16 protein-coding genes are annotated in these 18,770 nt (G+C 62.0%); 6 read left to right on the forward strand and 10 right to left on the reverse strand.

Going from position 1 to position 18,770, the window contains the following annotated elements; translation table 11 throughout:
• Positions 1-101: 101 nt before the first annotated feature.
• The 5 genes from mnmC to M1B35_RS07465 all read left to right on the forward strand — a co-directional run bounded on the left by mnmC (position 102) and on the right by M1B35_RS07465 (position 7,433).
• Complete coding sequence (gene mnmC, locus M1B35_RS07445) at positions 102-2,081, forward strand: bifunctional tRNA (5-methylaminomethyl-2-thiouridine)(34)-methyltransferase MnmC2/FAD-dependent 5-carboxymethylaminomethyl-2-thiouridine(34) oxidoreductase MnmC1 (protein WP_268261613.1); 1,980 nt, start codon at positions 102-104, stop codon at positions 2,079-2,081.
• Between the two features lie 203 nt (positions 2,082-2,284).
• Positions 2,285-4,057 (forward strand): N-acetylglutaminylglutamine amidotransferase, encoded by a 1,773-nt coding sequence (locus M1B35_RS07450; RefSeq protein ID WP_268261614.1) that lies wholly within the window; start codon positions 2,285-2,287, stop codon positions 4,055-4,057.
• A 3-nt stretch (positions 4,058-4,060) separates the two neighbouring features.
• Positions 4,061-5,806, forward strand: a complete 1,746-nt coding sequence (ngg, locus tag M1B35_RS07455) for an N-acetylglutaminylglutamine synthetase (protein ID WP_268261615.1) — start codon at positions 4,061-4,063, stop codon at positions 5,804-5,806.
• Positions 5,807-5,923: 117 nt separating this feature from the next.
• Positions 5,924-7,108 (forward strand): osmoprotectant NAGGN system M42 family peptidase, encoded by a 1,185-nt coding sequence (locus M1B35_RS07460; RefSeq protein WP_123328298.1) that lies wholly within the window; start codon positions 5,924-5,926, stop codon positions 7,106-7,108.
• 97 nt (positions 7,109-7,205) lie between these two features.
• Positions 7,206-7,433, forward strand: coding sequence for a YheU family protein (locus tag M1B35_RS07465; protein ID WP_123328299.1), 228 nt, complete (start codon positions 7,206-7,208; stop codon positions 7,431-7,433).
• A 35-nt stretch (positions 7,434-7,468) separates the two neighbouring features.
• Here the strand turns inward: M1B35_RS07465 and M1B35_RS07470 are convergent, their stop codons facing one another.
• Both M1B35_RS07470 and M1B35_RS07475 read right to left on the reverse strand, forming a co-directional pair.
• A complete protein-coding gene (locus M1B35_RS07470) occupies positions 7,469-7,801 on the reverse strand; it encodes a YnfA family protein (protein WP_123328300.1) in 333 nt (110 codons plus the stop codon).
• Positions 7,802-7,865: 64 nt separating this feature from the next.
• The gene (locus tag M1B35_RS07475) at positions 7,866-8,681 is read right to left on the reverse strand and encodes an SDR family oxidoreductase (RefSeq protein WP_268261616.1); all 816 of its coding nucleotides are present in this window, start codon (positions 8,679-8,681) and stop codon (positions 7,866-7,868) included.
• Between the two features lie 325 nt (positions 8,682-9,006).
• On the opposite strand from M1B35_RS07475, the gene M1B35_RS07480 reads away from it, so the two are divergent.
• Positions 9,007-9,165: a DUF3309 family protein gene (locus M1B35_RS07480; protein ID WP_177323429.1), complete on the forward strand. Its 159-nt coding sequence runs from the start codon at positions 9,007-9,009 to the stop codon at positions 9,163-9,165.
• A 98-nt stretch (positions 9,166-9,263) separates the two neighbouring features.
• Here M1B35_RS07480 and M1B35_RS07485 read toward each other — a convergent pair whose 3' ends face one another.
• From M1B35_RS07485 to M1B35_RS07520, 8 genes are all read right to left on the reverse strand, one after another.
• On the reverse strand, positions 9,264-10,211 hold the full coding sequence (locus tag M1B35_RS07485) for a fimbrial protein (RefSeq protein ID WP_123328302.1): 948 nt from the start codon (positions 10,209-10,211) through the stop codon (positions 9,264-9,266).
• A 184-nt stretch (positions 10,212-10,395) separates the two neighbouring features.
• Positions 10,396-12,963, reverse strand: coding sequence for a fimbria/pilus outer membrane usher protein (locus M1B35_RS07490; protein ID WP_268261617.1), 2,568 nt, complete (start codon positions 12,961-12,963; stop codon positions 10,396-10,398).
• Between the two features lie 183 nt (positions 12,964-13,146).
• The gene (locus M1B35_RS07495; protein WP_123328804.1) at positions 13,147-13,887 is read right to left on the reverse strand and encodes a fimbrial biogenesis chaperone; all 741 of its coding nucleotides are present in this window, start codon (positions 13,885-13,887) and stop codon (positions 13,147-13,149) included.
• Positions 13,888-13,942: 55 nt separating this feature from the next.
• The gene (locus M1B35_RS07500) at positions 13,943-14,482 is read right to left on the reverse strand and encodes a fimbrial protein (protein ID WP_185039062.1); all 540 of its coding nucleotides are present in this window, start codon (positions 14,480-14,482) and stop codon (positions 13,943-13,945) included.
• A 400-nt stretch (positions 14,483-14,882) separates the two neighbouring features.
• The gene (locus M1B35_RS07505) at positions 14,883-16,970 is read right to left on the reverse strand and encodes an LTA synthase family protein (protein WP_123328305.1); all 2,088 of its coding nucleotides are present in this window, start codon (positions 16,968-16,970) and stop codon (positions 14,883-14,885) included.
• Positions 16,971-17,309: 339 nt separating this feature from the next.
• Positions 17,310-17,501: a PLDc N-terminal domain-containing protein gene (locus M1B35_RS07510; RefSeq protein ID WP_123328306.1), complete on the reverse strand. Its 192-nt coding sequence runs from the start codon at positions 17,499-17,501 to the stop codon at positions 17,310-17,312.
• A 74-nt stretch (positions 17,502-17,575) separates the two neighbouring features.
• Positions 17,576-18,106: a hypothetical protein gene (locus M1B35_RS07515; protein ID WP_123328307.1), complete on the reverse strand. Its 531-nt coding sequence runs from the start codon at positions 18,104-18,106 to the stop codon at positions 17,576-17,578.
• Positions 18,107-18,221: 115 nt separating this feature from the next.
• Positions 18,222-18,740 (reverse strand): ankyrin repeat domain-containing protein, encoded by a 519-nt coding sequence (locus tag M1B35_RS07520; protein WP_123328308.1) that lies wholly within the window; start codon positions 18,738-18,740, stop codon positions 18,222-18,224.
• Positions 18,741-18,770: the final 30 nt, after the last annotated feature.

The following is an 18,770-nucleotide window of genomic DNA, read 5'->3' on the forward strand; positions in this document are numbered from 1 at the left end:
CGGCGGATTTTCCGCGCCCCGGAGGCAGCGGGCCTTGTCATGGGTCAATCGCACCCGCGGCGATCAGCTAGAATGGCCGCCTTGCCGATTTCGAGCCGAACATGACTCCCGTATTGCCCCATGCCCAACTCGACTGGGACGACCAAGGTCGCCCGCGTTCCAAGGTCTTCGACGATGTGTATTTCTCCACCGAGTCGGGCCTGGCCGAAACACGCCACGTGTTTATCGAGCAGAACCGCCTGACGGAACGCTTTGCCGCGCTCCAGCCGGGCGAGCGCTTTGTGATCGGTGAAACCGGCTTCGGCACCGGGCTGAATTTTCTCTGCGCCTGGCAGTTGTTCGAGGCCCAGGCCGATGCGGATGCCCGCTTGCATTTCGTCAGCGTGGAAAAGTACCCCCTCAGCCCCGACGACCTGCGACGCGCCCTGGCCCTGTGGCCGGAACTGGCGAGCTTCGCCGAGCGCTTGCTGGCGTCCTATGTGGCGGTGCACCAGGGTTTCCAGCGCATCGTGCTGGATGCCGGCCGGGTCACCCTGACCCTGCTGATCGGCGATGCCCTGGAACAGTTGCCGCAACTGGACGCGCAGATCGACGCCTGGTTTCTCGACGGCTTTGCGCCGGCAAAAAACCCCGACATGTGGACCGCGGAACTGTTCACCGAGCTGGCCCGCCTGGCGGCACCCGGCTCGACCATCAGCACCTTCACCAGCACTGGCTGGGTTCGACGCCTGTTGAACGCCGCCGGGTTCAAGATGAAACGCACCCCGGGCATCGGCCACAAATGGGAGGTGCTGCGCGGCGCATTTCTCGGCTGGCCCGAGGACGCAACGCCGACACCGGCCGTCAAACCCTGGTTCGCCCGGCCCTCGGCACCGCAAGAGAAAACTGCCCTGGTGATCGGCGGTGGCCTGGCCGGCTGCGCCAGCGCCGCCAGCCTGGCGGCTCGGGGCTGGCAGGTCAGCCTGCTGGAGCGCCACGAGCAACTGGCCCAGGAAGCCTCGGGCAACCCCCAGGGCGTGCTCTACCTCAAGCTATCGGCCCACGGCACCGCGCTGTCGCAGATGATCCTCAGCGGTTTTGGCTACACCCGGCGGCAGCTTGAACAACTGCAACGGGGCCAGGACTGGGACAACTGCGGCGTGCTGCAACTGGCCTTCAACCCCAAGGAAGACGAGCGCCAGGCCCAACTGGCAAACGCCTTCCCCACCGATCTGCTGCAACGGCTGGACCAGCCCCAGGCCCAGGCGCGCGCCGGCATCGACCTGGCCTGGGGCGGCCTGTTCTACCCCGAAGGGGGTTGGGTGCATCCGCCGGCCCTGTGCCAGTGGCAAGCCCACCATCCGAAAATCCAGGTCTTGCAGCGGCACAACGCCCTGGAACTGCGTCAGGTCGATGGGCGCTGGCAAGCCTGGGACGGTGAGCACCTGCTGGCCAGCGCGGCAGTGGTGATCCTCGCCGGCGCGGCCGACATCAAGCACTTTCCGGCCAGTGCCGAGTTGCCCCTCAAACGTATTCGCGGGCAGATCACCCGCTTGCCGCAAACCCCGCGCAGCCAAAGCCTGGCCACCGTGGTGTGCGCCGAAGGTTATGTCGCACCACCGCGCTTGGGCGAGCACACCTTGGGTGCCAGCTTCGATTTCAAGAGTGACGACCTGACGGCCACGGTTGCCGAACATGTCGGCAACCTGGCCATGCTGCGGGAAATTTCCAGCGACCTCAGCGAACGCCTCGGCGCCGAGCAACTGCCGCTGGAAACCTTGCAGGGCCGCGCCGCGTTTCGCTGCACCAGCCCGGACTATTTGCCCATCGTCGGGCCCCTGGCCGACCCGGCCCTGTTCACCGACACCTACGCCGCGCTGGCCAAGGATGCGCGACAAGTGCCGGACCTGCCCTGCCCCTGGCTCGACGGCCTGTATATCAACAGTGGCCATGGCTCCCGCGGCCTGATCACCGCACCGCTGTCCGGTGAGTTGCTGGCCGCCTGGCTGGAAAACGAACCCCTGCCCCTGCCCAGAAGCGTGGCCGAAGCGTGCCACCCCAACCGCTTCGCCCTGCGTCGGCTGATTCGCGGCAAAGCCTGATAGACACTGGCGGCGCGTCGCAAAAACGCGCCGCCAAAGTCAGGCAAATCAGCAGCTTGACCAGCCCAGCAACGCACTTGAACCCACTCGCTTATAACCGATCGATCTAAAACTCCCGAGTTATGCACAGGTCAGTTTCCTGGTACCCGCCCTTTTGGTGGCTACGGATTGACTCTCCCCAACGGAAAAACCGGTAAGGACTTATGTGCGGACTAGCTGGCGAACTACGCTTTGATCATCAACCTGCCGACCTGGCAGCGGTTGAACGAATCACCCATCACCTGGCCCCCCGTGGCCCCGACGCCTGGGGCTTTCACAGCCAGGGCCCGATCGCCCTGGGCCATCGACGCCTGAAAATCATGGACCTGTCGGACGGCTCGGCGCAGCCGATGATCGACAACGCCCTGGGCCTGTCCCTGGCGTTCAACGGGGCCATCTACAACTTCCCCGAACTGCGGGCCGAGCTGGAAAAACTGGGTTACGCCTTCCATTCCGGCGGTGACACCGAAGTGCTGCTCAAGGGCTATCACGCCTGGGGCACCGACCTGCTGCCCAAGCTCAATGGCATGTTTGCCTTCGCCATCTGGGAGCGCGACGCCCAGCGCCTGTTCATCGCCCGCGACCGCCTCGGGGTCAAACCCCTGTACTTGTCACGCACTGGCCAGCGCCTGCGCTTCGCCTCAGCGTTGCCGGCGCTGCTCAAGGGCGGCGATATCAACCCGATCCTCGATCCGGTGGCGCTCAATCATTACTTGAACTTCCATGCTGTGGTGCCGGCGCCGCGTACCTTGCTGGCCGGCGTTGAAAAACTGCCGCCGGCCACCTGGATGCGCATCGAAGCCGATGGCCGCACCGAGCAACAAACCTGGTGGACCCTGCCCTACGGCCCGCGCGCCGACGAGCTCAACCTGACCCTGGAAGACTGGCGCGACCGCGTGCTCGACAGCACCCGTGAAGCGGTGGCGATTCGTCAACGGGCGGCGGTGGATGTCGGTGTGCTGCTTTCCGGCGGCGTCGACTCCAGCCTGCTGGTGGGCCTGCTGCGGGAAGTCGGGGTGGAGAACCTCTCGACCTTCTCCATCGGCTTCCAGGATGCCGGTGGCGAGCGCGGTGACGAGTTCCAGTATTCGGACCTGATCGCCAAGCATTACGGCACCCAGCATCACCAGTTGCGCATCGACGAGCGTGAAATCATCGAGCAGTTGCCGGCCGCCTTCCGCGCCATGAGCGAACCGATGGTCAGCCACGACTGCATCGCCTTCTACCTGCTGTCGCGGGAAGTGGCCAAGCACTGCAAAGTGGTGCAAAGCGGCCAAGGCGCCGACGAACTGTTCGCCGGCTACCACTGGTACCCGCAAGTAGACGGCGCTAGCGACCCGTACGCGGCCTACCGAGCGGCGTTCTTCGACCGCAGTTACGACGACTACGCCGCCACCGTGCAACCCAAGTGGCTGACCGCCAACGATGCTGCCGGCGACTTTGTCCGCGAGCATTTTGCCCAGCCCGGTGCCGACGCACCTGTGGATAAAGCCCTGCGCCTGGACAGCACCGTGATGCTGGTCGACGATCCGGTCAAGCGTGTGGATAACATGACCATGGCCTGGGGCCTGGAGGCGCGCACGCCGTTCCTCGACTACCGCCTGGTGGAGTTGTCGGCCCGGGTGCCAGCCCAGTTCAAGCTGCCCGACGGCGGCAAGCAAGTGCTGAAAGAAGCCGCGCGCCTGGTGATCCCCAGCGAGGTGATCGACCGCAAAAAAGGCTACTTCCCAGTGCCGGGCCTCAAGCATTTGCAGGGCGACACCCTGAACTGGGTACGTGAACTGCTGCTGGACCCGAGCCAGGACCGTGGCCTGTTCAACCCCGCCATGCTCGACCGCCTGCTGACCGACCCGCAAGGCCAGTTGACCCCATTGCGCGGCTCCAAGCTGTGGCAGTTGGCGGCACTGAACCTGTGGCTCAGCGAACAAGGAATCTGACCGATGAAAGCCCATGCCACGGCTTACAGCCAACGCTTGCTGCGCGGCCAGGCGCCTTCTTACGAACGCTTGCAGGCACGCTTCGCCGAGGACGGCAGCGAACTCGGCGCCGCGCCCATTGCCGTGCATTGCGGGTGGGGGCGGCTGCTGATCGGCCACACCTTCCCGGACCCGGCGAGCCTGGCCGAAGAGCTGCTCAACGAGCAGCCCGGCGAGCGCGACATCGCCCTCTATGTCGCCGCACCGCAACAGGTGCTGGGCCTGGAGCCCGCGCAGCTGTTTCTCGACCCTTCCGACACCTTGCGCCTGTGGTTCAGCGATTACCGCCAAGCCACCCGGGTATTCCGCGGTTTCCGTATCCGCCGGGCGCAGAATGAAAGCGATTGGCAGGCCATCAACCAGCTGTACCAGGCCCGGGGCATGCTGCCCATCGACCCGAACCTGCTAACCCCGCGTCACCAAGGCGGGCCGGTGTACTGGCTGGCGGAAGATGAAGACAGCGGCGCGGTGATCGGCAGCGTCATGGGCCTCAATCACCACAAGGCCTACCAGGACCCGGAACACGGCAGCAGCCTCTGGTGCCTGGCGGTGGACCCGCACTGCACCCGCCCAGGGGTAGGTGAAGTACTGGTGCGCCACCTGATCGAGCACTTTATGAGCCGCGGCCTGAGCTACCTCGACCTGTCGGTGTTGCACGACAACCGCCAGGCCAAGAACCTCTACGCCAAGCTGGGTTTCCGGACCCTGTCGACCTTCGCCATCAAGCGCAAGAACGGCATCAACCAGCCGCTGTTTCTCGGCCCCGGGCCCCAGGCGGACTTCAACCCCTACGCACGAATCATTGTCGAGGAAGCCCATCGCCGCGGCATCGACGTGCAGGTAGATGACGCCGATGCCGGGCTGTTCACCCTTAGCCACGGCGGGCGCCGCGTGCGCTGTCGGGAGTCCCTGAGCGACCTGACCAGCGCCATCAGCATGAGCCTGTGCCAGGACAAGAGCCTGACCCATAAAGTCCTGAAAGGCGCCGGGCTGCGCTTGCCCGCGCAGCAACGTGCAGGCAACGCCGACGACAACCTGGCGTTTCTCGACGAGCACCAGCGGGTGGTGGTCAAGCCCCTGGACGGCGAACAGGGCCAGGGGGTCGCCGTGGACCTGCGCAGCATTGAAGACGTCCAGCAGGCCATCGAACACGCCCGGCAGTTCGACAACCGGGTGCTGCTGGAAAGCTTCCACGAAGGCCTGGACCTGCGCATCCTGGTGATCGGCTTCGACGTGGTGGCCGCCGCCATTCGGCGCCCGGCCGAAGTGATCGGCGACGGCCAGCACTCCATCGGCGCCCTGATCGAAGCCCAGAGCCGCCGACGCCAGGCGGCCACGGGGGGCGAGAGCAAAATCCCTCTGGATCACGAAACCCAACGCACCCTGCACGCCGCCGGTTTCGATTACAGCGACGTATTGCCGGCAGGCCAGCGCCTGTTCGTGCGGCGCACCGCCAACCTGCACACCGGCGGCACCCTGGAGGACGTCACCGGCATCCTCCACCCGACCCTGGTGGATGCCGCCATCCGCGCAGCCCGGGCCCTGGACATTCCCATGGTCGGCCTGGACCTGATGGTGCCGGCGGCGGACCAGCCGGAGTACGTGTTTATCGAAGCCAACGAGCGCGCCGGGCTGGCCAACCACGAGCCGCAGCCCACGGCGGAGCGTTTTGTCGACTTGCTGTTTCCCCACAGCCAACCGGCGCCTTGAGCCTTCGCCGGCCAGCCCGCTCCTACACGTCTGACGGTAGGAACTGGCTGGCCAGCGAAAGCGTCCGAACACCCTTTCATCGAAACCATCGATGCCCTCTTCCCATCAGGAGTTTCCATGACCCGTACAATCCCCGAACCGGACCTCAACTACCTGCAGAAAGTCCTCCTGGAAATGCTCGCCATTCCCAGCCCCACGGGCTTCACCGACACCATCGTGCGCTACGTCGCCGAGCGTCTGGAAGAGTTGGGTATTCCCTTTGAACTGACACGCCGCGGCACCATCCGCGCCACCCTCAAGGGCCAGAAAAACAGCCCGGACCGAGCCGTGTCAGCCCACCTGGACACCATTGGCGCCAGCGTGCGTGCGGTCAAAGACAACGGCCGCCTGACCCTGGCGCCAGTAGGCTGCTGGTCCAGCCGCTTTGCCGAAGGCAGCCGCGTCAGCCTGTTCACCGACAACGGCGTGCTGCGCGGCAGCGTCTTGCCGCTGATGGCTTCCGGGCATGCCTTCAATACCGCAGTGGATGAAATGCCCATCAGTTGGGACCACATCGAACTGCGCCTGGACGCCTACTGCACCACCCGCGCCGATTGCGATTCCCTGGGCATTGGCGTCGGTGACTTCGTGGCCTTCGACCCCTTGCCCGAATTCACCGACAGCGGACACATCAGCGCCCGTCACCTGGACGATAAAGCCGGCGTCGCAGCCTTGCTCGCAGCGCTCAAGGCCATCGTCGACAGCGGCGAGCCCTTGATGATCGACTGCCACCCGCTGTTCACCATTACCGAGGAAACCGGCAGCGGCGCGGCGGCGGCCCTGCCCTGGGACGTCAGCGAGTTTGTCGGCATCGACATCGCCCCGGTCGCACCCGGCCAGCACTCCAGCGAACATGCGGTGAGCGTGGCCATGCAGGATTCCGGCGGGCCCTACGACTATCACCTGTCCCGACACCTGCTGCGCCTGGCCGCGGAACATGAACTGCCGGTGCGCCGTGACCTGTTCCGCTACTACTTCAGCGACGCTCACTCCGCCGTCACCGCCGGCCACGACATTCGTACCGCGCTGCTGGCCTTCGGCTGTGATGCGACCCACGGTTACGAACGCACCCATATCGACAGCCTGGCCGCCCTGAGCCGCCTGCTCGGCGCCTACATCCTCAGCCCGCCGGTGTTCGCCAGCGATGCCCAGCCGGCCCAGGGTTCGCTGGACCGCTTCAGCCATCAACTGGAGCACGATGCACAAATGGAGAGCGACACCCGGGTGCCGTCGGTGGACAGCCTGGTAGGCAATAAAGCGTGAAGCCACCAGGCATGAGGCAACGGGGCCTGGGCAGCGGTTTGGCTGGCGGCACAGGCCCCGGCGCAGTAGCATCCGGGATTGTTTGCCGGAGGCCCCCATGCTGATTCCCCACGACCAACTTGAAGTCGACACCCTGACCCGCCTGATCGAGGACTTTGTCACCCGTGACGGCACCGACAATGGCGATGACACGCCCCTGGAAACCCGCGTATTGCGCGTGCGCCAGGCGCTGACCAAGGGCCAGGCGCTGATCGTGTTCGACCCGGACAGCGAGCAGTGCCAGTTGATGCTCAAGCACGATGTGCCCAAGGAGCTGTTTGACTGAATGCCGACGGGCTCATGAACTGAGCCCGTTGCAGATTACGGCGCGGAAAAACGCGGCCCGAACAGAATGACGCTGGCGCCGATCACACAGAGCGCCACGCCCAGCCAGTCAGATGTCAGCGGACGAACCCGCTCGACCATTCCCAACCAGGCAATCGACGCCACCACGTAAATACCGCCGTAGGCCGCATAGGCGCGACCGGCGTAGGTGGACTCGACCTTGGTCAGCAACAGCGCAAAAAGCGTCAGGCTGAGCAACGCCGGGACGATCCACCAGGCACTCTTGCCCTGGCGCAACCACATCCAGAAGCCATAGCAGCCAGCGATTTCAAACAGCGCCGCAAGAAAAAACCACAGGTAGTTGAGCATGCAAGGTCTCGTCAGGATGGCTGGATGCCGGCCATCCTGACGACGGCCGCGCGCGCGGGCAAGTTCAACTGGCGTTTTGCTTGGCCTTGGCGCGCATCTTGTCGGCCATCAGGGTCATTTCGTTGTACAGCGCTTGAGGGTTCTGCTGCTTGAGTGCCCACGCCATGCGGCCCTGCTCATGGGGCAGGATCATGAACTCGCCGACGCCGACCTGGGTGTAGATGTAGTCCGCGATATCGGCGGCACTGATCGGCGAGCTTTCCAGCAACTTGCCCACCTGGGCTTTCATCGCCGGGGTCGGGCCGCGAAAGGAGTCCAGCAGGTTGGTCTGGAAGAACGACGGGCAAACCACGTGCACACCGATTTCCTGCTGTGCCAGTTCGATCAACAGGCTTTCAGACAGCGCCACCACACCGGCCTTGGCCACGTTGTAGTTGCTCATCGCCGGGCCCTGCATCAGGGCCGCCATGGATGCAATGTTGATGATCCGACCGCGGCTCTGTTCCAACAGCGGCAGAAAGGCTTTGCAGCCCTTGACCACGCCCATCAGGTTAATTGCGATCTGCCAGTCCCAATCCTCCAGGGACAACTCGCTGAAAAAACCGCCCGAGGCTACACCGGCGTTATTGACGATGATATCGATGCCGCCCAACTTCACCTCGCAGGCTTGGGCAAACGCCGTCAGTTGGCTGTAATCACGCACATCGCAGCGCTGGATAAAACCATCGCCACCCGCCTCGCGAACAAGTTTCAGGGTTTCCTGGAGGCCCGGCTCGCTGACATCGGACAAGGCCAACTGCCAACCTTCACGCGCCCAGCGCAGAGCGATTTCACGACCCAGGCCGGAACCGGCGCCAGTGATCATCATGCGATTTTGCATAGGAGTTGCCTTGTTGTTCTGGGGAAGATCGGCCGAGTGTAGCGAAGGACCCAGCCCGACCCACGCACCATCAGACTGCTGAATGCCACAGGCAAACTTGAGCCTCGGTGCGACGTTGCCCGGTATCAATAGTTCCGTACGGGAGCAACTTGTACAGGCCGCGGAAAGTAAATAAAAAGGAATAACCCAAGCCGCAAAAAACTTTAAAAAAACTTGGAATTATCTCGCTGTGCCCAGAGTCGGAATTATTAAGCGGCTCGCTCATTAGTTAAAACGAGCCCGTCATTAAACCAGCCACGTACTTGATTAAAACTTTAATAAGGAAATCGACATGGGCACCATTCTCATCGTTATTCTGATTTTGCTACTGATCGGCGGCCTGCCAGTCTTCCCACACTCCAGAAGTTGGGGTTACGGGCCATCGGGCATCATCGGCGTGGTGCTGGTAGTGCTGCTGGTACTGCTTCTGCTCGGCAGGATATAACCCTGCGGCTCGATTGAGTGCGCCATAAAAAACGCCAGTGTTGTCACTGGCGTTTTTTTGTACTGCCTTTGGGTCGCACCTTATCCGTCGATCGCACCTCACTCGTAGATCAAGGTCACCGTGGCACGGGTAGCAATAAGCCCGGCCTTGAGATCGGGCGAGGTTCGATAGTACCTGGCAGCCAGCGGGATAGAGACCGCCTGGCCGTCCTCTGTAGTCGGCACAGTGATGACGTCGGTGCGTGCACCCAGCAATTGCAGCGTGGTACTGGCGGCGTCCCCTCGCAGCAACTGCAAGCCAACGCCTTGCGCCATACCGGCTCCCGCGTCATTGAGCAGGATGTGATCACGGCTGTTGATGCCGTCGACCCGGTAGGCAATCTTGACGCCTTTATCGCAGGTCAATTTAATCGCAAACCCCTTCGCTCCCGCCGACGAACCAACGCTGGGCAAGGCGCGCTGGTGAATCGGGTCAAGTTCGACTGACTGAACGGGCTCCGCCACTTTGCAGCCCATGTTGCTGATCGTCAGTTGGGTGTTGCTGAAGCTGATCTTGTGCACCAGGGCATCGCTGTACCAGATATCAACGGCTAGGTCCTTTGAGTGGCCGGAAGACATCGGGCCGGTCTTGATCAGTTCGAAGGTGAAACGGTGGGGCGAGAAATACTCATTGAGCCCGCGGCCCAGCGGCACAGACTTGAACGGCCCCATGTAAATGCCTCCCAAGGGACCAGCCTCTTTAGGGTTATCCCAGAGCACACGCATGCCTACGCCCGGGATCCCAGTCGCGTACACATGGTTCCCCAAGTCCGTCAAAGGACCAGTCAGTGCCATACTCAGGTTGTAATTACCCAGCCGGCTGCACACCACACGGATGGGAGCCTTGGTGATTTCTTCCTTGAAAAATGTGCTGTTGACCGGGAGATCACGAGCGATCGAAAGACTCAGATTGACGTAGCTTTTGTGTTCCCTCGCGCTCTCGCAGGTAGCCGCACGACTGACCCCGGAAAACAGCAACAGCCCCAAAACCAAAAGGATGATGTTCATCGTAAGTTCCTGTGCCCTGCGGCTTGTGTATTGACCACGCGGGCCCAAGCAGCGGGTGAGTAGGGAGATCCGCAACGCCTAAGGCGTTGCTCGTGAAAAACGTTCGCGGGGGCAGCGGGACGATAGGACGCGAGCACCCTAAGGCCCGCACCCAGCCTCCAGCACCGGGTGATCGAGAACCGCGTCATGGGCTGTCCACCCGCTTTTGAGCCTCGCTCAGCAACTCGCACGACAACTCCACCTGTTGGTAATACGCGTCCTTGTCCGGCTCGGTGGCCGGCAGCCGGTAGGGCGCAAGGCACTGCTGGTCCTGAAGCGCTCCCCACCTGACCCGCAACCGCCCTTGGGCCTGCAAACCGCGTAGGAAGGCACGACCGCCCTGCCCCACCTGGCTCAGGGATTCATCCTCGGCATTGAGAATCTGCGCCCCCAGAGGAATGGGCTCGCCGTCGCTACGTCGTAGTTTGAGCAAGGTGGGCCGCCCGACCACCGTCGGGTAATTGAGCATCACCACCGCCCCCGCCCGGGGCGCTACTTGCTGGGAGGTCATCTCCAGCTCTACATCCGGAGAGGTGCCTTTGGGGTCGAGGGCCACTTCGTTGCGGCGATAGGGCGTCAAACCGGCGACCACTGCGTAGCCACTGCCGGCAATCCTCCCCGACGCACTGCTGAGTACCTGGGCGCCTTCGGCCCCCGGCGCAACCAGCACTGCCATGGTTTCACCCTGGTCCCGGGTGGCACTGAGCCCGCCCGGGTGTGCAACCAACGTGCCCTGCATGCCGAAGTTGGCCTGACGATAGTTTTCCCCACGACTGGCCCCGACGTGATAGCTGGCCTGTGCGGTGTCGTAGTGCAGGCTGCCCCCGTAGTTATGACTGGACTGGCCTTCACCATTGTCGCTCGCGCCATAGAGGCTGTAGCCGATTTGATCTTCTTCACCGGCTCGCCCACTCAGCGTGCTGTTGATGCCGTGGCTGCGACGCCCGTCGTAACTGATCGACGAGTTCAGGTAAGGCGAGTGCCGGGAACGCCCCAGGGGCACGCTGACGCTCAGCAGGTATTGAGTGTCCAGCCGACCGTTGGCACTGCGTGTACGACTGGCGTTAAGGCCGAAACTGCCCCAGTTGAACCCGTTGGAGTAACCCACTTGAAAGGTGATGTCGCTGCCCTGCTCACGGCTCCAATAGTTCTGGGCCATGCCGGAGAACGTCAGGTGGCCGAGCTGCTCGCCAATGGGCTGGCTGAGGTTCAACTGGAGGCGACTGCGTTGTTTGTACAGCGTGGTTGCCGGCTCGGTGCTGCGCAGACGGGCGAACTCACCAAAGTCCAGGTAACCCTCGCTGGAAAAACGGTAGGCGGCGAGGCTGAAGTTGGTCGCCGTGGGCTCGATCAGCTTGCTGTAGGTCAGGCGCAGACTGCGTCCACTCATGTGCGCCTGGCTACCCGGCAACTCGTGGTTGAGCCCGGATGCCTGGGAATGGGTCAGGTCGGCAGCCACCGCGCCCAACAAGGTGCTCAGCGCCAGCCCGCCCTGCAGCGCCCGGTAGTCTTGCCCGACCACCGTGCCGCCATAACCGGTCAACATATTGGACAAGCCACGCTGGTACGTGCCCTGGAGAAAATCGGGAGGTGCCCGAAGGCTTTCATCCCGATAGCGGCCCGCGCTGAAACTGAAACGAGAACTGTCCGGACGCAGCAGTTGCGCCACCGAGGCATAGGGCATCACAAAGCGCTTGATGCGCCCGTCCGCCTCCGTGATGGTCACGTTCAGATCGCCGGCATACCCGGTGTTGTACAGGTCGTCGATGGCAAAAGGACCGGGCGCCACGGTGGTTTCGTAGAGTAGGTTCTGCCCCTGACTGACACTGACCTTGGCCGTGGTGTCGGCGACACCTCGCACCACCGGGGCAAAACCACGCATGGAGTCCGGCAGCATGCGTTCATCGCTGCTCAGTTGGAGGCCGCTGTAAGGCATGCTGTCGAAGAAGTTGCCCGGTGTGTAGTACTGCCCCAGGGTCAACTGCGCACTCAGCGGCGTGACATCACGCTGCACGTAGCTGCTCAGCGCGGTGTAGTGACTGTTCTGGCGAGTGTCTGGCTGGTCGTCGTAACGGTAAGACCCGTTGTGCCTCAAGCGCCAATCCCCCAGGTTCAGGCCGCCATTCAGGCTGCTATAGAACTGACGATTGATTTGCCCGCTGAAGCGGTTGTCGGAGAGGTTGTTCGAGTACCCGAGAAAGCCCGCATTGACCCCTGAGTCCCAATCCTTGGGTGACACGTAGCCGCGCTTGCTCAGGTTCAGGTACAGCTGCGGAATCGAAAGGTCAGCCTGCAGCTCTGACATGTCCACATCAAACCGGCTGTGGGGCGGCAAGCCGTCGACCGAGAGGCATTCAGCCGCCAGGGCCGCGTCGCCTTGCTCGGCTGGCAACGTGCGAAAGTCCACCCCCAGTTGTACCAGCACACTGGGCGGCAGGCAGGGCTGCGGCGGTTGCCCTTCCTCGACGGCGGCGCGGATACGGATGTCCTGGCGCCCCACCCAGTTTTGGTTGAGGTACAGATCAAGGCGATAGGTGCCTGGCTCCAGCGGGTTGCTGCGCTGGAACTTGGACAGGTCCACGGCTTGCCCTCGGCTGTTGCCAAAAAACGCCGGGTTGAACTCGACCAGCTCGCTGGCCTCACTGAACGAACAGCCCAGGCTCGACAGCAGCAGGGCCAGACCACTGGAAAGCCGCCAGGCACTCCCTGCCACATCAGATGTTTCTGCGGACGAATACCCAGGTCGAATAAAGAAGAAAAAACACAATGAGCTCATGAGACCTACCCGGACGTTGAACAGGATGGGCCAGCAGCAACCAATGCACGGCTGTCGTCGCTGCACAAAAGGGTCTGGACGGCTAAATCAGTCAGTGCCCAATCACCGGACCTGCTCGGTCTAGGGAGCAAGCCGGGTTTCCTGAAGGACGGTGGCGCCGTAGTCGTTGATCCACTCGTACACCACACGGCCTTCAGCGCCGGACAGGCCCTGGGCCTGTTCAAGCGCAAAATCCGCAGTGGAGCGTGGGGCGAGCATGCGGCTGTGCACCTTAAAACTGCGGCCATCCCTGAGCTTCAACAGCACCGTGTTGAAGGACACGTGAAAGGCACCGTCGTTACGCACCTGCAAGGCCATGCCCGTGGCTGACTTGACCAGGCGCCAATGGAGCTGTTCTGCCGTATCAATGGCACTGCCTGGCAGTTCGAGCGGGCGAAAAAACACTTTCAGGCGACTGCGAAAAGCCAGTTGCATATGGTTCGTTGTTTGCACACTGGGCAGAGGTGGAACGTCGAGAATGTTGAGCCAGAACACCGACTCCCGGTCCTTGGGTATTCCCGGTTGCGGTGTATAGGCCAAACGCAAAGCCTGACCTTTACCCGGATCAATCCGCACCATGGGGGGCATGACAATAAAGGGCACGTCCGCATCATCCGGCTTGCCATCGGGGTTGCCGGCATCGATCCAAGCCTGGACCAAGGCAGGCTGCGCCCCCTGGTTGGTGAGCCTGACGCTGACTTCACGCTCCTTGGCCGGATAAACCACACGGGTTCCGCCCACCACGACATTGGCCTGGACGCCAAGGGACTGAAAAAGGATGGCGCTACAGAAAAATAAAAAAGACCAGAAACGACGGGACATGGTGTTCATCACTCGCAACAAACGGCCCCGGAGCTTTCGCTCCGAGGCAACGGCTTCACTCGTAGATCAAGTCCATCGAGACGCTGGTCGAAACATCACCGGCCGTGGTGCCCGCCGTTGATGCGAAGTACTGGGCGTAGAACTCAAGGACTGCGCTCTGGTCGACGATGCTGACCGTGTCCAACAGCGGCCCCTGATTGAGATTGAGCGGCTGATGCTTGCTGTCGAGCAGTTGCACCTGAACGTTGGAGCCCGATGGGGTTTGGTTGATCAAGGCGCCGCTCTGCGGATCCACCGTCTCACCGGTGTTGAACTTGGCCGTCACCTTACTGCCGCTGCAGTCCTTCAGTTTGAGGTGGACCAGGGTTTTACCCGCAACGTCATCCTTCTGGCTCAAGGCCCGGGTACTAACGCTTTTGAGGGGCACGTTCTTGACCATGCTGCTGCCACTGCCCGAGGTCGTGTCATCCTGGACGATGTCGCAGGTTTCCGGATTGACCTTCCCCGTGAAGTTCAGCGTTATATCCACGGCCCAGGCGCTACTCGCCGCCAAAACCAGGCTGGAAGCCATAGCCGCCACAAATAGGTTTTTCATTTCACTCTCCATTGACCGACATCGTGGCGCACTGTCTGACGCACACTTATTGATTCGACGCTTGCGAGCCTGATCCGAAGGATGTGTAGGCCGAAGCGGAGAGGGATCATTACAGTCTGTTAGGGACGCTGGAATCAGATGAATCCTAAAAACCAGGGCTCCCCACTGCCGCACCAGCGGCCTTTCTTGATACGCGCAAGCAATGTCTGACGATCACCACTGAAACCGCCTGGACTCAACCGAGCCGCGTCCCCCTAGTGCTGATAAGTGCCCGTATCCCGCCTCCCGCAGACTTTTCTCAGGGCAAAAAAACACCCCTGCGAGAGGAGTGTTCAGAATGACGCGCGGTGCAGGCCTTGAGCCTAGGGTCCGTCAGCAGGCCGCTAGGCTCTGGCCCCCATCAGTCGGGCTTGCCGTCGATCACACCGGCGGTGTTATCCAGCAGGCTCTTGGTCGCGGTCTGCAGGAAGGACTCCAGCTTCTGCTTGAGCTCGGCTTCATCGGGTGAAGCAGGAATCAGCTCGCCCTTGGGATTCGCACCCAGCTCGTACTGGTAGAGCTTGGCCGGCATTTCCTTGGGCAGCACCAGCACTCGGTCAGCGGTCAGCAGGGCCACCGTCTGATCGCTACCGGAAGGCTTGATCACGCCGAAGCCCTTGTCGCCTTCCGGAAGGTTCAGCAAGTCACGACCCCAGCACTGATGCAGTACATCGCCCCCCAGGCGACCCATGATGGTCGGCACAATGTCGATCTGGGTGCCGACAGTGTGGTCACGCTGGCCAAACTTTTCCTGGACACCCGGGCCGATCAGCAGCAACGGCACGTTGAAACGCCCCAGGTCCATTTCAGTGATCTGCTGTTCGTTGCCAAAACCATGGTCACCGACTACCACGAACAGGGTTTCCTTGAAGTAAGGCTCCTTACGGGCCTTCTCGAAGAACTGGCCCAGGGCCCAGTCGGAGTAGCGCATGGCCGTCAGGTGTTCATTCAGCCTGCCGCGGTCAGTAACGGGCTCCACCGGCAACGGCGTCGGCAAGGCGTAAGGCGTGTGGTTGGACAAGGTCTGCAGCAAGGCATAGAAGGGTTTCTTGCCCTCCCGAGCCTTGAGTTCTTCGAGCCCGCGATTGAACATGTCCTGGTCGGATACACCCCAGGTAGGGTCGGAGAACACCGGGTCAACGAAGTCATTGCGACCAATGAAGTTGGTCATGCCCTGGTTGCTGAAGAAGCCCGACTGGTTGTCCCAGGCAAAATCGCCGTTATAGACATACACGTCGTCGTAGTTGCGCGCGCTGAGCAACTGCGGCAGGCCGGACAATTTGTGGCTGCCTTCCGGGGTCTGCATCAGGTATTCGAAGCCCGGCAGGTTGGGGAAGCACGCCATGGTGGCGAACATGCCCTGGTGGGTATGGGTGCCGTTGGAGAAGAAGCGGTCGAACAACAGGCCCTCTTTCGACAGCTTGTCGAAGTACGGTGTGATGTCACCTGGACGTCCCAGTGCTCCGACCGAATGCCCAGCGAAGCTCTCCATCAGGATCACCACGACGTTCTTGATCGGCAGGGTCTTGTCGGCGTTCGGCGTGTAGTCACGGCGCACGGCAGCGGTGTCGGCATCCACCAATTTGTCGCTCGGGGTCAGCAGCATGTCACGCACGGTCTGCTGGGCCTGAGGCTGGGGCAAGGTGGCCTTCCAGACATTGTCACGGTCTTCGGACATCCGGCTCTTGGCCGCAGCGACCAGTTGCAGGGTGCCGTTGAGGCCCAACTGGTTGGCGAAGTTCGAGTCGGTGGTATAGACGTCACCCCAGCGCAGCGGCGGGCCCTGGCGCAAGGTGCCGCGAGCGGCGACCACACAGATCAACAGGCAGACCACGAATACGCCGGCACGGACATACCAGGGCGCAACCTGGCGAGTGCTGATGCTGCCGCCACTGAAGGGGCCACGGGGACGGGTCGCGCGGTCGGCGCCCTTGAAGGCCAGGCTGAGGATCCAGGTACCCACGGCCCAGGCCAGCAGATAACGCACCACGGGGAAACCGTACCAGAGCATGCTCATCACGGTTTTCGGGTCTTCCTTCACGTACTGGAAGACCAGGCCGTTGAGGCGCTGGTGGAATTCGCGGTAGAAGTCCATCTCCATCAGGCCCAGGAACAGGGCAATGCTCGAAGTCACGGTCAACCAGAAGCGGAACAGCCCGCGAGCGGCCATGGCCCGGGCGCTGAACAGCGACAGTAACAGCGGGATGCTGAGGTAGACCACCAGGCGCAGGTCGAACCGCAGGCCGTTGGCGAACGCCTCGAGAAAGGTCGAGGCCGGCGTGTCGAGGATCATGTCCCGGTTGTAGACCAGCAGCGCAACGCGCAGCAAAGAGAACATCACCATCATGACCAACGCACACAGCAGCGTATAAGCCAGATGGGATTTGACGGTCGGTTGCAGCAGGCGATTAGAAGCTCGCTGCTGACTCAGGGCGTCCGGGTTTGCCATGTCGTTTTAGGACCCATTGGAAGTTTAAGTTTCAAAAATACAGCGGCGCTCTACCCTCTTATGGCCCTTTGGGGGCTCTGGGGATTGCGCGGTGCGCAAATGTTGCACGATCACTCACGGCATTGCCATTGATTAGTGGCAAGCACGCCCCCACGAACCGGCAAAGGCTCTGGGACAAGAGATGACAGGGCTGAAACAGAGGAAAAAGCGCGAGGCGGATTGTCTTCGAGACTTTGTGAAAATTTCGTGCAACGCATATCTGGTCACATAAAAAAGGGCCTTGCGGCCCTTTTCCAAGTCAGCGTTCACTCATTGCAGACGCCGCAGCGAGCGACTCACTCAGAGCCGCACATCACCGCGAGGACCGGCAATCGCCCAGATGATCAGGCCCAGGACCGGCAACAGCACAATCAGCAGGACCCAGAGGATTTTCATCCCGGTCTCAGCGCCGCTTTTAAGCACGTTGATAATCGCCCAGATATCCAGGGCCAGAATGATCAGGCCAACCAAGCCATTGAAGGTAGAACCCATGGTGTCGCTCCCAGAGAGTGGTGTGCACCTTTAGGATAGTCGCCGTGTCGCAGGGTTCCGTTTTATTCCGCGGCTCAAACGTGAACGGCGATCTTCAAGGCTTCCAGGGCCGGTGCGGCGGCAATCCCGACTTCACTGCACAACGCCAGCACCCGCGGCAGGTCGTTGCCGTAGACCAGCACCATTTGCAACTCGTCATCCAGCAACTGGCTGAAGTTCATCAGTACGTAACCGCCGTGTTCCGGGCTCATGCTGCTCATCTGGATCTGGATACGATTGAGCGCCGTCAGCGCGTCGATCTTCGCCAACTGCTTGGGCTTGATATTGAAGGCCACATCCGGTCCAAAGGAAGCAACGATCTGGGTGAACAGCTCTACATAGCTGTCGGCCTGGAACAGCACGGTCTCGGGCAGGCTGCCGACCACCACCCACTCGCCCAGCGGGATGGGAAAGGTGTCGTCGTAATTGATGTCCGGATTGGCCGCCAGGAACGCTTCGGGGTCGGCGTAGGCCTGGGCCGCTTCATCGGCGATCTGCTGGATCTCGGCATCGCCCATGCAGCCCGAGCTGATTTTGCTGATGAGTTCGATAAGGGCGGTGGTCATGGCGCGCATCCTGAGACGTGGGAATTTTCAAGGGCGCGAAGGATAGCCTAAAGCAGGCGCGGCGACCTATGGCGATGGCCCGAAAGGTCGTTCCGGGCCATCGACTGTTGCAGGGTCAGGCCAAAAGTTTTTCCAACTGGGCCGTGGTGTCCTTGGCCCCCATGGTCTTGGCGGCCTCCAGGGCGCCGATGCCATTGGCATCCTTGGCCCGGGGGTCGGCGCCTTGACTGATCAAGTAGTCGACGATGGCGGTGCGGTTGAACATCGCGGCCATCATCAGCGCTGTGCGGCCATCGAAGGACGAGCCTTCCACTTCCGCACCGCCCTCCACCAGGGCCTTGACCATCGCCAGGTCACCCTTGAAGGCGGCCCCGGCAATCGGGCTCTGGCCATTGTCATTGCGGATTTCAGGATCGGCCTTGTGCTTGAGCAACACTTGCACCGCATCCAGGTGCCCGTGATAGGCCGCCAGCATCAGCAAGGTGTCGCCCTTGTGATTGCGCAGATTGACCGGCAGACCGCTGCTCGCCAGCTTGTCGAGCATGGGTGCATCACCCTGACGGGCAACGTTGAAAACCTGCTCGGCAAACTGCGCAGCCTCGTCTTCGGTCATCTGGCGGCTATTGTCTGACATCGGAAACTCCACATTCGGCAAATCGGAAAG

Origin of the sequence: Pseudomonas morbosilactucae (genome assembly GCF_023241665.1) — a bacterium.
In the GTDB taxonomy this organism is placed as follows: Bacteria; Pseudomonadota; Gammaproteobacteria; order Pseudomonadales; family Pseudomonadaceae; genus Aquipseudomonas; species Aquipseudomonas morbosilactucae.